This window comes from Caulobacter segnis (assembly GCF_031454995.1).
GTDB classification, from domain to species: domain Bacteria; phylum Pseudomonadota; class Alphaproteobacteria; order Caulobacterales; family Caulobacteraceae; genus Caulobacter; species Caulobacter segnis_E.
Genome location: NZ_JAVDRV010000010.1, coordinates 15,557 through 29,475 on the forward strand (window position 1 = coordinate 15,557; position 13,919 = coordinate 29,475).

Consider the following 13,919-nt stretch of genomic DNA (forward strand, 5'->3'; position numbering starts at 1 on the left):
GAGCGCAACCGTGTTAGCCCTCTTAGCCCCCGACAGAGACCTCAAGAATATTGGGAGGCTTCGAGGAGTCGGCCGGACTCCGGGCCAGCCCTGTTTTATAAATCTATCTATCTTCTAGATTCAAAATTTTAGCCAAGCACTCGCTTTCACTCAAAACAAGGAAAGCTTAGCTCGCTCAATTGGTTGAATATAATCTGATCTTCCGAGAAGATTGATTTTAGGTAGGCGCGATCGTCTTTAGAAATCCCGGGGCCGTAATCTATATTCTTGGCGACATGACTTTCTTTCGCTTCGACACGCCCGAAAGGCGGTGCGTTCAAAAAATCACACACTGTGCGTAAAATCCGCTCTGGCTCGGCCTTGAGATCATCCGAACGCAGGAAAAGCAGCTGCTCGCGCGGAAAAATACTCAGTAAGCGTCTCAGCTGGGCGCCGTAGAGGCCGCGCTCCACATAGCTATGCACGCGGTGATAGCCCGGCGCGCTGGGATCCGTCGCGACGCGGGCCCGTCCCTCCCGAATACACCAGGCGAAAGGTTGGGTCTCGGCGCCTCGCGCATACTCCATCTTCCAGTGCGAAACGGCCCGCTCGATCGGGTCGCGGAAGATCAGGATCAACCGCATTTCGGGATTATAGGCCGCGATCCGCTCTAGGCTGTTGGGCCAGTAGAGATAGATCGGCGTCGCCTCCCCCCGCAGCCGGCCAGCGCCGGGGGCGTCGCTGAACATGGCTTCGTATGGCCCGTAGTCTGGCCGGGACCAGTCCACGCGGGTTTCGTCATCGAAGAAGTGCGCTTCCTTGATCGCCGGCAGACTCAGGGCGGGGTGCTCGACCAGATAGTCGAACAGCGCCGTGGTGCCGCCCTTCTGGACACCGGCCACCAGGAACCCGATCCGGCCTTGGCCGGGGTGCTCCCACGTCGGAAACCGGGACTGAAGGGTGCTCATGACGGCCCCTATTGCTCCCGCATGGACCGGTCAATGACTTCACCAATCGGGCCGATCAGGAACGACAGGACGGTGCGCTTATCGGTGCGGATCATCACCGTGGCTTGCATGCCGGGGTAGAGCTTTACGCCCTTGGGCAGCTTGGCCAGTTCCTCGGGCTTGATCCGCAGGTCGGCGCGAAAATACGACTCGTGGGTCTGGGCGTTGGCGACCGCGTCGGCCGAGACCGTCATTACCTCCGCTGGGATTTTGGGCACGTGATAGCTGTTGTAGGCCTGCAGGGTCACGTCGGCCCGCATGCCTGGATGCACCTGGTCTATGTCGCCCGGCTTGATCTGGGCGCTGATCACCAGCGGCGTGTTGCTGGGAACAACGTCCATCAGCACCTCGCCCGAGCCCGCGACCCCGCCGATCGTGTACTGACTAAGACCCAAGACATAGCCATCGACCGGCGAGCGGATCTCGGTCTGAATCAGGGCCTCGCGAGCAGCGTTCAGGCGTGGCCCAAGGTCGCTGAGCTTGGTCTGGGCTTCGCGGAGATTGCTGGCGACCTCCGCCCCGCGTTGCTCGTAGATCGAGGCCAGCTGCAGTCGGGTTTCGCCCGCCTGTTGCTGATTCCTGGTGACCTCGGCGATCAGGGCGCCCCGCCGGCCTTGAGCCTCGGCGATCTGGCGCTCGAGGCGCAGCAGCACGGCCTTGGGCGCCAACCCCTTGGCGCTCAGGGTTTTATATCCGTTCAACTCTTCATTCATCAGCACGAGCTGCTGATCCATGGAGTCGACCTGGATCTGCAGGCCGGACCGCGCGGTCCGCAGCTGCTCGAACCGCTGGTTGAGAATCGCGGCCTGGCCTTCGATGGCGGCTTTGCGAGTCTCATAGACGATGGTCTCGTTTTGGATCAGCGCGGCCACGCGCGGGTCGGCGCGGCGCGAAGCCAGTTCGGGCGGCACCATCAAGGGCCGGCGAGCATTCTCGGCCTCAAGGCGGGCGGCGCTCATCGCCACCGTATCGTACTGATTCTCGAGGATCGTGACCTGGGCGCGCGCGCCGGTGTCGTCGAACTTGATCAACAGTTGGCCGGCTTTGACCGCTTGGCCTTCCTGGACGTTGATCTGGCGAATAATGCCGCCGTCCCGGCTTTTGAGGGTTTTGCGGTTTGCCTCCACCCGCACCACGCCGGCCGCGGTCACCGCGCCCCAGATCGGCGCGACGGCGGCCCACAAGCCAAGGCCCACCACGAACACGGCGATGACCGCCAAGCCAACCTTGACAGGCCCGCGCATGCCTTTGCGGGTCGTCTCCGCCAAGGGCATGTCGATCGGTCCGCCGATCGACGGCGCCTCGAGTTCGGGTTCGCGAACGATCAGGTCGTAAAGACGCTTGGGGTCGAACTTCATGACTTGGTCTCGATGGCCGGAGGCGCGGCGGGGATCGCGGCCGCCGCGTTTTTGTTGAGGCGCTCGAGCACCGCCGCCCTGGGGCCGAACATGTCCACGCGACCGTCACGGATGACCAACAGCTTGTCGGCGTCCTGCAGCATGCTGGGTTTGTGGGAAACAACCACGACGGTTTGCCCCCTCGCCTTCATGACCTTGAGCGCTTTCAGCAACGCTTCTTCGCCTTGGGCGTCCAGATTCGCGTTGGGTTCGTCCAGGACGATGAGGGGCGGGGCGCGTAACATGGCTCGCGCCAAACCCACGCGCTGTCGTTGGCCCGCCGAGAGCACGACGCCGCCGACGCCCAGTTCCGTGTCATAGCCCTTGGGGAGGCGCACGATCAGGTCGTGCACGCCCGCGGCTTGGGCCGCGGCCAACACTTCATCGTCAGTCACATCGGCCATGAAGCGCGCGATATTGTCGCGAACCGAACCCGCGAACAGCTCGGTGTCCTGGGGGAGGTATCCGACGTAACGGCCGAAATCGGCTCGAGACCAGTTGAACACGTCGACTCCATCAAGACGCACGGAGCCATTGAGCGGTTGATGAACGCCGACGAGCAGACGAGCCAGGGTCGATTTGCCGGCGCCGGAAGGGCCGATCACGCCAAGAAACTCGCCAGGCTGAAGGCTGAAGTTGACGGCCGCCAATAGCAGGCGACCCGAGCCTGGCGCGCCGTAGTTCAATCCTTCGACCGTCAAGGCGCCCTTGGGCCGCGGCAACTCGGTGGCGGACGCGGCGGGCGTGTAGTCTCTCAGCAAGGCGTTTAGGCGCTCATACGACTGACCCGCTGTCACCAAGGCTGTCCATGAGCCCACTATCCGGTCGATCGGCGCCAGCGCTCGGCCTGAAAGGATCATGTTCGCGAACAGCATTCCCGCGCCGATCTTGTGATTGATGATCAGGTCGGCGCCCACGGCGATGATCAGGACCTGGATGACGGTGCGGACGAACCGGATCAGACCCGACCAGAATTCGCTCTGGCGGGCGGCCTGTTCGGTCTTGGACAGGCTCTCAAGCCGAAATTTGGCCCACTTGCGGCCGATGAACCCCAGCATGCCCATGGCCCGGACGACCTCGCTGTTGCGCAGGCCGGCCTCGGTGAAGCTGTAGCTCTTGATCGCCGCGGAGTTGGCTTCGCGCGTCAGAGGCCGCGTCATGCGGTCCTGAACAAAGGCCAGGATCACCAAGATGACGCCGCCCACCAACGTGACCAGACCCACCACGGGATCGATCATGAACAGGATCAACATATAGATCGGGATCCAGGGCAGGTCGAAAATAACGCTTACGGCGGGACCCGTCAGGGTTTGACGGAATCCATCGAGATCTCGCAGGGCCTGGGCGCCCGCCGCCGAGTCCCGTCGCACCACGCCGTCAAACAACGCCGCGAAAACGTGCCCCGACACCTGTTGGTCCAGCGCCACGCCATAGCCGCTCAGCACGCGGGCTCGCAGATTGTCGAGAATGCCCGAAATGATGAAGACGAAGACCGTCCCGCCGGTCAGGACCAACAAGGTGGGAACGCTGCCGCTGGTCAGAACCCGGCCATAGATCTGGTTGGTGTAGATCGGCAGGGCCAGGTACAGCAGGTTCGTCACGAGGCTGAACAGCGCGGCGTAGCCAAGCGCGGATCGTCCCTTGCGCAACGCGATCGTCAGAAGGGTGTCATCACCCGGCTTCCGCGGTCGATTCATGTGACGCGCCCGATCCCAAGTCCACGGCCCAAGACAGAGCCATTCCGCCGCGCGGCGCGGCGTCCACTCTGGACCCCCCGCGTTTTTCGAGGCCGCGGCAGCAATGATGCCCGTGCGTATCACTGTCAATGGTGATAGTATCATATTTGATGACAAAAGCCGCGATAAAGACGATGCCGGCCGCCCGTCCCGCGGAGGACGTCAAGGGCATCCTGAAGGCGGAGCTGAAGCGCCGGGGCATGACCTATGCCAACCTGGTCGAACGCCTTGCCGAACAGGGTGTCGCGGAAACCGAGGCCAATCTGCGCAACAAGATCAGTCGCGGCACCTTCACGGCCGCGTTCTTTCTGCAGTGTCTCGTGGCGATCGGTTGCGAGTACGTCAGAATCGAACCGCCCAGGCCCCGCCCCGAGAACTGATACACGTCCACACGTACACACGTGGACGTGGCGGAACATCCACAAGTGGACACGCGCCGCAAATCGCCCCACCCTCGATTCCACCATCACGCGGCGCCCGAGGGCGCGCCCATACGAGGGCCTTCCCATGAAGATCATCGCCATCGTGAGTCAAAAGGGCGGAGCGGGTAAAACCACCCTGGCCGTGCACCTGGCGGCCCGCGCCGCGGGGGATGGCCTGCAGGCCGTGATCGTGGACCTGGACCCCCAGGCTACCGCCTCTTCGTGGGGCGATTGGCGCGGTGGCGACAATCCCGTGGTGGTGGCCACGCCGCACACCAGGCTGGACGCCACCATCGCCGCGGCCCGTGACGGCGGCGCCGACATCCTGTTCATCGACACCCCGCCATCCGCCGACGCCGCCGCCGTCGCCGCCGCCAAGATCGCGGACCTGGTGCTGATCCCCACCCGGGCGTCGGCCTTCGACCTGCACGCGATCAAGACCACGGGCGAGCTGATGAAGATCGCCCAGAAGCCGGCCTATGTCGTGCTCAACGCGGTCCCTCCCCGCTCCGCGGGTCTCATCGACGAGGCGGCCGAGGTGGTGAAAAGCCTGGCGCTGGGCCTGGCGCCCGCCTGCTTGGTTGATCGCGCCGCCTTTCGCCACGCCGTGATCAACGGCCAGACCGCCGTGGAATTCGAGCCCGCCAGCAAGGCGGCCAGCGAAGTTCAAATCCTCTACGCGTGGATGTGTGGACAGGTAGGCATGTCCACCAAGAAGTCCGACAAGACCCGGAGCGCCGCATGAGCCCTCGCCCTAGCCTCGCCAGCCGCCTGGCCGCCGCCGCCGGAACGGCCCCCGCCCCGCCGCCCGTGAGTCAGGAGCCCCCCGCGGCGATCGCCGACAAGGCCCCCTCTCCCATCGCGAAGGCGCGGCAAGGCAAGACCATGATCGCCGGCTATTTCTCGCAAGACATGGCGCGCGCCATAAAGATGCTGGCCGTCGAGCGGGGCGTGACGGTTCAGGCGTTGATCGGCGAGGGCCTCGACGCCGTCTTGCGCCAGCACCAGCGCCACCCCTTCGGCGAACGCTAGGCGCTCTCGGTCATGGTCAAGCGCAAGGATCCGAACACCGAGTTCGACTTCTTCATTCCACTGATGCACGACGTCCCGCTGAAAGATCAGCGCGAGACGATGGAGCGCCCGTTCTTCAGCCTGCAGAAACGCAAGCGCCTCAAGCCGATCGAGTACGAGAGCCCCAACAGCGACGTCTGGGTGAAGGTCGAGGCCATGCCCGCCTACGGCATGGCCACCATCTGGGACGCCGATATCCTGGTTTGGGCGGCCGCGGTCCTGAACCATATGAAGGTTCAAGGGGTGAACGACCTGCCCCGCACCCTGAAGACCACCACCTATGACCTGCTGCGGGCGATCAAGCGCGACACCAGCGGCCGCGGATATCAGGAGCTGCAGGCGGCCCTGCAGCGGCTGGAGACCACGTCGATCCGAACCTCCATCCGCGCGCCCAAGCGTCGGACCGAGGCGCAGTTTGGCTGGCTGGACGGCTGGACGTTGGAGGTCGATCCGGAAACGGGTCAGCCGCGAGGCATGACCATCACGCTTTCGAATTGGGTGTACGAGGGCATCGTCAACGAGCGGTCCCTGCTGACCATGCACACCGACTACTTCCTGCTGACCGGCGGGCTGGAGCGCGCGCTCTATCGCATCGCGCGCAAGCACGCGGGGACCCAGCCGGAAGGTTGGATCTGCCGGATCGAGGTCCTCTACGACAAGACCGGAAGCGACAGCCAACCCAAGGAATTCAATAGGATGCTGCGCAAGGTGGTCGAGCGTAACCAGCTGCCCGAATACCTTCTGTCGTTCACCCGCACCCAGGACGGCTCCCCAGCTCTGCACGTCGTGCACAGAGACGCTGGCGACCTCTTATCCGCCAAGGCCGAGCTGGAAGCCCTCGCGGAGAATTAAAGGTCGGACGCGGCTGTGAAAGTTCTTTTATTTCAAGGGAAAGCCCCATGAAGCCACGGGGATCCATCGTGGTTTCACCCACCGAAATCCCGGGATTTCAACGGGCGTCGACGCCATTTTTGGTTCGCCGTCATCCTTCCCAGGGCCGATCCTGGGATTCCGGTCGGATATCGACCCAAGATCGCAAATAAAGCCGGTCTCGATTCGAGAAATGAGCGGTCATCGTGGGATCACACACCGTTCTTTTTGTCCACACCCCTGTGGAAAAGTCCGAGGCCGAGCGCCCGGCGCATCGTGGGATCACCCACCTTTTTGTCGTGGGATCGCCCACCTTTTGTCGTGGGATCACCCACCAAAACACGTGGGATCACCCACCGGGGCATGTCGTAGGAGATTGAATATAAAGGACAAAATCCAGTATTTTTGGCCCTTAACTTACTTAACTTGTATCTAACAGAGTCCTTTTTAACTCCCGAAGGAGGTGGAGAGGCTGTGCGACAATGCCCGGTCTTGGGCCAAGAAGGGCCCAACCGGGCTTGTCGGCCAAGGGTGTGTGACCTTGAAGCTTTCACCCAGAGGCCACCAGGGACCAGACGAGGCGCGTGGCGGAAGGCGTCAAAGGCGCTCAGGTCACGATAATCATCGGCAAGAACGGCATGGCCTGTTCAAAATTAGGGGCCAGAGATAGGAAGACCGCGCGGGCCTGAAGGCGCCGTCAGGCGGATGGGATCAAGCGTGACCTCGAACATAAACCAAGTCGAGATGGCCTCGCGGCTCGATTTCGCGACGATAGACGCGACTTATCGCGGCTATATGGACGACTATCTGACGCTGAAAGGCTTTGACCCAGACAGTTTCCTCGTCCCGCTGCCTTCGGCCGACGAAATGTACTTCAAAGCCTTGCTCCCCAACTACGAGGGCGACCACGGCATCGCGGCGTTCAAGTTCGTCGAGTCGACCATGCGGCTGCACGACGCCTATCGCCAGATCGTGGATCAGGTGTTCGGCGGTTATGACAAGCTGAACACCGTGCTGGATTTCGCCTCTGGTTATGGACGCCTAACCCGGGCCCTGGTCCAGAAACTGCCGGCCGAACGGATCCACGTGGCCGACATCTACAGCCAGGCGATCGCTTGGCAGGTCGACACGCTCGGCGTCAAAGGTATCGTCTCGGTACCAGATCCCGCCCAACTCGACCATCACGGCCGCCACGACATCGTCTTCGTCGGTTCGCTGTTCTCGCACCTGCCAGCTGGGCTGTTTCACCGCTGGCTGGCCAGACTGTACGAGCTGGTCGCCCCCGGCGGGGTCCTGGCGTTCAGTGTCCATGACGAGACCTTCCTGCCGGGTGGCGAAGCCATGGACGACAGCGGCTTGCGTTACTTCCGGACCAGCGAGAGCGGCTCTCTGGATCACGACATCTACGGCATGTCCTATGTCACCGAAGCCTTTGTAGGCGAGGCCATTTCGCGCCTCGGCCCGGGGGCCGGCCCCAGCTGGCGGCGCTTTCACAAGGGGCTCTACGAGAACCAGGACCTGTATGTCGTCGGAGGCGCCGGGCGTGACGTGTCCGCCCTGGATGTGGCCAGCTCACCGATGGGTGGGTTCGAGACGATGGCCTTGCTGACGAACGGCGATCTCGACTGCGCCGGCTGGGTGCAGGAGCGCTCGCCTGGACGCCAGATCAAGGCGGTGACCGCCAATGTCGATGGTCAGCGGTGGGGCGAGGCCCAAATAGGCGGCGAACGCCCCGACGTGGCGACGCACTTCCCACACGCGGCCAATCTGGCGCGCGATTGGCGTCTCCGCTTGCCGCGTTCGGTGGGCGCGCCTGGCGCGGTCATCCGTCTGGATTTCGAAAGTGACTCCGGCTTGGTGACTCATGCCTATGGGACCATTCCGACCAACCCAGCGATTACCTATTCGGGGTGGTCGCGGCGGGCTTTGCGGGGGTAACCAAGTCTCTGGCCGACGATTAGGTGTGTGGCCACGTCCGCATGTGGACGCGTGGATATGTGGGGACTGATCGCGCCGTCGACACCCCGAGACTGTTTAGCCTAAGCAAGGCCATCGTCGACGATTGGCGACAGCCTTCATCAGACCTCCGCGAGCTAGTCCCTATCCATGAGCAAGATGAATTTCGCGATCTACTATGTCGGCGACGGCTACTCGACCGACAAGAAGATCATGGGCCGGCAGAGCGCCGGCAAGGCGCTGATGAATGGGGTCGCCCGCCGTTGGCGTGACCAAGATGTCCATGGGTTTGGGTCGGTCCACATGTCCGGCCAAGCCATGTTACGGCAATTGAAAAGCGATGGGTTTCGGGGCGCTCTGCGTTGGCGCGAGGCCCCGGGAGATCGCGTCCTCGAGGACGACCTGGGCGCGGTTTACTATCCGGGCCCCCTGACCAAGGAGATCGCCCACCGCAGGAACATGCGGGGACCAGGCGTCTACAGCCTGTTTGGCGTCACCCATACCCTGTCCTCCGCGGTCGCGATGGACCTGGTGTCGGATCTGATCCTGCCCCCCTTCAAGCCGTGGGACGCCCTGGTGTGCACCTCAGCGGCCGCGGTGTCGGTGGTCACGCGCCTTCAGGAAGAGCTGAAGGCTTGGTACGCCGAACACCTGGGCGCGAGCCGTTTCAATCCCATCGCCATGCCGGTGATACCGCTAGGCGTGAACGCGCCCTCCTTCGCCAGAACTGAAAACCAGATCGCTGACGCCAGATCCGCCTTGGGCCTGGGCGCCGACGAGGTCGCCTTTCTTTTCGCGGGCCGTAAGGCTTTTCATGCCAAGGCCAACCCCACGGCGTTCTACCAGGCCGTTGAAGAGGCTCAGGCCAAAACCTCCAAGACCTTGGTGTGTGTCGAAGCCGGCGTCTATGCAAACGCCGCGGCGGCGCCAGCCTATGAGCAAGCCCGTCGCGCGCTGGCGCCCAATGTCCGGTTCCTCGAGATCGATGGGCGGGATGAAGGCCGTTATCATCAGGCCTGGAAGGCCGCCGACGTCTTTGTCTCGCTGTCGGACAACATCCAGGAAACCTTCGGTATTACCCCCCTCGAGGCCATGGCCGCGGGCCTACCGGTGCTGGTCAGCGATTGGGACGGCTACAAGGACACCGTTCGAGACGGAATGGATGGATATCGCATTCCAGTCACGCTTCCGCCAACCGGAAGCGGAGTGGATTTGGCGCGGCGTCACGCCGACGGCGTCGACAGTTATGACTACTACATCGGCCGGACCAGCATGGCGACGGCGGTTGACCATGACATGCTGGTCGAGCGCATCGTGACGCTCGCCGATGATCCCTCGTTGCGGCGACAACTAGGTCAGACGGGACGCGCGCGGGCCATGGCCGACTATGATTGGCCGGTGATCCTGGACCGCTATGTCGAGCTGGTGGACGAATTGAATCTGATCCGTCGCGCGGCGGGGAAGGGGACGCCCGAGAGCTGGGCGCTAAGGCCCGATCCCTTCGCGCTTTTCGCCGACTATCCCACGCATACGCTCGGAGACGACTGGAAGGCGGGCCTTCGTCCGGCCTTCGCCGGCGCGGTGGAGCAGTATTTGGAGCTGGGCGTCGCGCGCTATGCGATTGATCCGGCGCTGACGCCGAGAGAAACGGTCCTGGAGGTCCTGAAAGCCGTCGAGAGCGGAACCGAGAGCGTCGGCGACCTGGTCGGCCACGACCCAGCCACCCGTCCTTCGCGGATGCGCGCGCTGATGTGGCTGGCGAAGCTGAATCTTGTCACGCTCAAGCCCTGAGCGGACGGTTTGAAAGGCTTGACGTCTCGGGATGGCCGGGGAATTGAGGGCGGTTCATAACGCGCCCGGCGTGTCGTGATTACTGGACAATGGACGATCTTCGATTCGCGTTGGTCGCATGAAGGACGCCATGACGGCCAAAACCGAACCTCTCGCCGCCGTCGATCCAGTTCGCGCCGAGTTCGACGCCGCGTACTATCTGGCCACCTACGCCGACGTCGCCGCGGCGGGAGTCGATCCCTTCGAGCATTTCATGACGTTCGGGTGGCGCGAGGGCCGCAATCCCAGCAAGCGGTTCGTCATGGCCCCCTATCTGGAGGCCAACCCGGACATCGCCGCCGCCGGTGTCAATCCCTTCTCCCATTACGTCTTGACCGGGCGAGGGGAGGGCCGGGCGCTCAAGATCGACCTCGGATTTCGCTATGAGATCCTGAAGGCGGCGCCTCCGCTCGAGGAGCGGGTCCGCGCGCTGCGCGAAAGCATTCCCGATCCGGATCCCACGGACGTCGAGCAGCTGGTGTCCGCGCTTCGACAGGTGGACACGTCCACGCGCCTACATGTCACCATCAGTCACGACGACTTCACCGCCAACCTCGGCGGCGTGCAGCTGTGCCTGACCCGAGAATCCGACGCGATGCGCGCCCGAGGCGCGACACATATCCACCTCTATCCGGCCGCGCCGGGACTGGTGGTGGAGTTCGAGCGCCTTCATCCGATGGTTGGCGTACTGATCAATGGCGAACGGGTGGGGGTCTTTTCGGCGGAGACCCTGGTCGAGCGTCTAGGCCCGTTCGCGACCGGCAAGGCGCTGACCTTCGCCGTCCATAGCTTCCTGGGCCACGACATCGCCGCCATGACCGAGGTCCTGCGCGCCCTGAACGCCCGGGAGGGCTTCTTCTGGATTCACGATTTCGCCAGTGTCTGCGCCAACTACGCCCTGATGCGCAACGACGTGGCGTTCTGCGGCGCCCCGCCGCCGAACAGCCCCGCCTGTTCGGTGTGTCTGTATGGCCGCCGGCGGCGCATCCATCTGGCCGAGCACGGCCGGTTCTTCCAGACCTTCGCCATGACCGTGCTGGCCCCGTCCCAGGCGGCGCTGGATCTGTGGCTTTCCAGCTTTCCCGTTAAGCCCGCCGCGGCGAAGGTGCACCCGCACGCCACGCTCCGGAGGCGAGTGGCGGACGGGGAGGGCGGCGACGCCGGGGGTCCTCTGAAGGTGGCTTTCCTGGGCATGCCAGCGCCTCACAAGGGCTGGCCGGTCTATGAGCGCCTGGTCGAGCGCTTCGCCCATGATCCGCGCTACGAATTCCATCATCTGGGCAAGGTCAAGGAGGACGCCGTCGAGGCGAGGTTTACCGCCATCCAGCCCACGCCGGACGTCCCCGAGCCCATGGCCGTCGCGGTCGAGTCCATGGAGATCGACGTCGCCGTGATCTGGTCGCTGTGCCCGGAAACCTTCTGCTTTACCGCCTACGAGGCCGTGGCGGGTGGGGCCATGGTGGTGACCAATCCCGACGCGGGCAATGTGCCGCGCTTTGTCGCCGAGACCGGGAACGGCCTGGTGGTCGAGGACGAACACGCCCTGATGGCGCTGTTCGAGCGCGGCGAGGTCCAATCCCTGCGCTCGGGTCGCGGGCGAACGGTCCACAGCCTGAGCTACAGCAAGATGAGCGCCGATTTCGTGGCGGAGACCCTGTCGTGAAGGTTCTCTGCTTCTCCAGCTTCACCTTCTCCTACCTGGATCGCGCCCGGGTGTTGTTCCACACCCTGCGCCGGCACCATCCCGATTGGGAGCTGGTGGCTCTGATCACGGATCGGCCGCCGCCGGGCGTGGAGCTGGACCTGAGCGCCGAGGCCTTCGATCGCGTGGTCTGGGTCGAGGATCTGGATCTGGGGGGGCAGGCCTGGAAGTCGTGGCTCTTCAAGCACGACGTCGTCGAGGCCTGCACGGCCGTGAAGGGGCCCTTCCTGCACATGGCGTGCTCGAGCGGAGCCGACGTCGCGATCTACCTGGATCCCGACACGGCGCTGTTGAATCCGCTGAGCCCGCTTCTGGATGAGCTTCAGGACAACGACATCCTGCTCACGCCGCACCTGCTGCAGCCCGAGGAGACCCTGAGCGCCGTTCTCGACAACGAGGTCTCGGCCCTGAGGACGGGGATCTATAACCTCGGCTTCGTGGCGATCCGCACCAAGGGGGAGGGGGCCAGGTTCGCCAAGTGGTGGAACGACCGGCTCCTGGCCCTCTGCTATGACGACATTCCCAACGGATTGTTCGTCGATCAACGCTGGTGCGATCACGTCCCCGCCTTCTTCGAGAAGGTGAAGGTGCTGCGTGATCCTGGCTATAACGTCGCCAGCTGGAACATCAGCCGCCGGAGGGTGGCGATCGAAAAGTCGGGCCAGATCACCGTCAATGGCAGTCTCTTGCGGTTCTGGCACTTCACCAAGCTGGGCCCGGTGGGCGACGCGATGACCAAGCGCTACGCTGGGACCAACCACGAGGTCCACGAGATCTGGAACTGGTACAAGCGTCTGATCGCCAGCTTCACCGACGGTCGGATTCCCGCGCGATACTGGGCCTACGGCGTGTACGCGGACGGTCGAGCCATAGCCAAGTCGCACCGCGAGCTTTACCGCGCGCGAGGCGACCTGCGCGACGCCTTTCCAGATCCCTTCGCGGCTGGTCCGGGCAGTTACCAGGCATGGCTGATCGGGGAGGGGCTTTTCGAGCCCTCGGCCTGACGGATGAGTGAGTTGAACGCGGGACGAAAGGCGGGGGCCATGGGTTCTAAAGTGAAGAGCGGCGCGGCGGCGCGCCGCCAGGCCCTGGTCGTGGCCGGCATGCACCGCAGTGGTACGTCCGCCATGGCGCGGTTGCTGTCCTTGGTTGGCGGCGCCTTGCCCGAGCGGGTCATGGATCCGGGCCCGGACAATCCTCTGGGCTACTGGGAGCCTTGGGAGATGGTCGCCCTGGACGACGCCATCCTGCGCTCGATCGGATCGCGCTGGGACAACGTCTTCGCGGTCACGGACAACGACCGCGCCTTCGCCTTGCGCGATCAGTTTCTCGATAAGGCCAAGGCGTTCCTGAATCTGAATTTCGGCGACCAGGACCTGATGGTCATGAAGGATCCGCGCTCGTCGATCCTGACCCGTTTCTGGCGCCAGGCGCTCGACGAGATCGCCGTCGATCCGGTCTATGTGATCATGGTCCGCCACCCCTTCGAGGTGGCCGAGAGCCTGAAGGCGCGAAATGGCACCTCGCGCGAGACCGCGCTGATGCTGTGGACCAGCTACATGCTGGCGGTGGAGCGTGACACCCGGGACGCTCCGCGGATCTTCGTCGATTACGGAGACCTGCTGAACGACTGGCGCGGCGTTCTCGACCGCGTCGAGGCGGTGATGGGGCGGGCGTTGCCCAACCGCGCGCCGGAGGTGGTCGCCGAGGTCGACACCTTCCTGTCCAAGTCGCATCGCCATCACGAAGCCGAAGGCGTGGCGCTGGACGAGGCGGGCGTCTGGCCCGGGGCGGCCAAGACCTATGCCTGGCTCCGCGCCGCCGCGCGCGGCGACTCGCCGTCGACCGCGCCCTTGGCCAAGATCGAGGCCGAGCTCGTCGCGCTCGAGCGCACGATCGGCTTCGTCATGGTCGACATGCGTCGCGAGCTCGACCAGCTGCCCGCCGCG

The 13,919-nt window shown here is 64.0% G+C and carries 12 protein-coding genes; 9 read left to right on the forward strand and 3 right to left on the reverse strand.

The window, feature by feature from the left end:
* Positions 1 to 146: 146 nt before the first annotated feature.
* From J2728_RS22060 to J2728_RS22070, 3 genes are read right to left on the reverse strand one after another with little or no spacing between them, the layout of a single operon-like run.
* Positions 147 to 947, reverse strand: coding sequence for a sulfotransferase family protein (locus J2728_RS22060; protein ID WP_310002351.1), 801 nt, complete (start codon positions 945 to 947; stop codon positions 147 to 149).
* Positions 948 to 955: 8 nt separating this feature from the next.
* A complete protein-coding gene (locus tag J2728_RS22065; protein ID WP_310002352.1) occupies positions 956 to 2,344 on the reverse strand; it encodes an HlyD family type I secretion periplasmic adaptor subunit in 1,389 nt (462 codons plus the stop codon).
* Entirely contained in the window at positions 2,341 to 4,080 is a 1,740-nt protein-coding gene (locus tag J2728_RS22070) for a type I secretion system permease/ATPase (protein WP_310002353.1), read from the reverse strand. Before J2728_RS22070 ends, J2728_RS22065 begins: the two co-directional genes overlap by 4 nt.
* Before the next feature lie 173 nt (positions 4,081 to 4,253).
* On the opposite strand from J2728_RS22070, the gene J2728_RS22075 reads away from it, so the two are divergent.
* From J2728_RS22075 to J2728_RS22115, 9 genes are all read left to right on the forward strand, one after another.
* Positions 4,254 to 4,499, forward strand: a complete 246-nt coding sequence (locus tag J2728_RS22075) for a DUF6471 domain-containing protein (RefSeq protein ID WP_310002354.1) — start codon at positions 4,254 to 4,256, stop codon at positions 4,497 to 4,499.
* A 127-nt stretch (positions 4,500 to 4,626) separates the two neighbouring features.
* On the forward strand, positions 4,627 to 5,286 hold the full coding sequence (locus J2728_RS22080) for an AAA family ATPase (protein ID WP_310002355.1): 660 nt from the start codon (positions 4,627 to 4,629) through the stop codon (positions 5,284 to 5,286).
* The gene (locus J2728_RS22085) at positions 5,283 to 5,573 is read left to right on the forward strand and encodes a ribbon-helix-helix domain-containing protein (RefSeq protein WP_310002356.1); all 291 of its coding nucleotides are present in this window, start codon (positions 5,283 to 5,285) and stop codon (positions 5,571 to 5,573) included. The genes J2728_RS22080 and J2728_RS22085 overlap by 4 nt, the downstream gene beginning before the upstream one ends.
* A gap of 12 nt (positions 5,574 to 5,585) precedes the next feature.
* Positions 5,586 to 6,464: a replication initiator protein A gene (locus J2728_RS22090; RefSeq protein WP_310002357.1), complete on the forward strand. Its 879-nt coding sequence runs from the start codon at positions 5,586 to 5,588 to the stop codon at positions 6,462 to 6,464.
* Positions 6,465 to 7,199: 735 nt separating this feature from the next.
* Positions 7,200 to 8,420 (forward strand): class I SAM-dependent methyltransferase, encoded by a 1,221-nt coding sequence (locus J2728_RS22095; protein WP_310002358.1) that lies wholly within the window; start codon positions 7,200 to 7,202, stop codon positions 8,418 to 8,420.
* Between the two features lie 168 nt (positions 8,421 to 8,588).
* Positions 8,589 to 10,229 (forward strand): glycosyltransferase family 4 protein, encoded by a 1,641-nt coding sequence (locus J2728_RS22100; protein WP_310002359.1) that lies wholly within the window; start codon positions 8,589 to 8,591, stop codon positions 10,227 to 10,229.
* Positions 10,230 to 10,359: 130 nt separating this feature from the next.
* The gene (locus J2728_RS22105; protein WP_310002360.1) at positions 10,360 to 11,931 is read left to right on the forward strand and encodes a glycosyltransferase family protein; all 1,572 of its coding nucleotides are present in this window, start codon (positions 10,360 to 10,362) and stop codon (positions 11,929 to 11,931) included.
* On the forward strand, positions 11,928 to 12,974 hold the full coding sequence (locus tag J2728_RS22110) for a hypothetical protein (protein WP_310002361.1): 1,047 nt from the start codon (positions 11,928 to 11,930) through the stop codon (positions 12,972 to 12,974). Before J2728_RS22105 ends, J2728_RS22110 begins: the two co-directional genes overlap by 4 nt.
* A gap of 39 nt (positions 12,975 to 13,013) precedes the next feature.
* Positions 13,014 to 13,919: sulfotransferase family protein (locus tag J2728_RS22115; RefSeq protein ID WP_310002362.1), on the forward strand; the 906-nt coding region annotated here is incomplete at its 3' end.

Excerpts from the sequence above, each read along its gene's own strand:
- J2728_RS22075 (WP_310002354.1), top strand. The coding sequence starts at position 4,254 with ATGCCGGCCGCCCGTCCCGCGGAGGACGTCAAGGGCATCCTGAAGGCG.
- J2728_RS22090 (WP_310002357.1), top strand. The coding sequence starts at position 5,586 with ATGGTCAAGCGCAAGGATCCGAACACCGAGTTCGACTTCTTCATTCCA.
- J2728_RS22065 (WP_310002352.1), bottom strand. The coding sequence starts at position 2,344 with ATGAAGTTCGACCCCAAGCGTCTTTACGACCTGATCGTTCGCGAACCC.
- J2728_RS22080 (WP_310002355.1), top strand. The coding sequence starts at position 4,627 with ATGAAGATCATCGCCATCGTGAGTCAAAAGGGCGGAGCGGGTAAAACC.
- J2728_RS22105 (WP_310002360.1), top strand. The coding sequence starts at position 10,360 with ATGACGGCCAAAACCGAACCTCTCGCCGCCGTCGATCCAGTTCGCGCC.
- J2728_RS22100 (WP_310002359.1), top strand. The coding sequence starts at position 8,589 with ATGAGCAAGATGAATTTCGCGATCTACTATGTCGGCGACGGCTACTCG.
- J2728_RS22070 (WP_310002353.1), bottom strand. The coding sequence starts at position 4,080 with ATGAATCGACCGCGGAAGCCGGGTGATGACACCCTTCTGACGATCGCG.
- J2728_RS22060 (WP_310002351.1), bottom strand. The coding sequence starts at position 947 with ATGAGCACCCTTCAGTCCCGGTTTCCGACGTGGGAGCACCCCGGCCAA.
- J2728_RS22085 (WP_310002356.1), top strand. The coding sequence starts at position 5,283 with ATGAGCCCTCGCCCTAGCCTCGCCAGCCGCCTGGCCGCCGCCGCCGGA.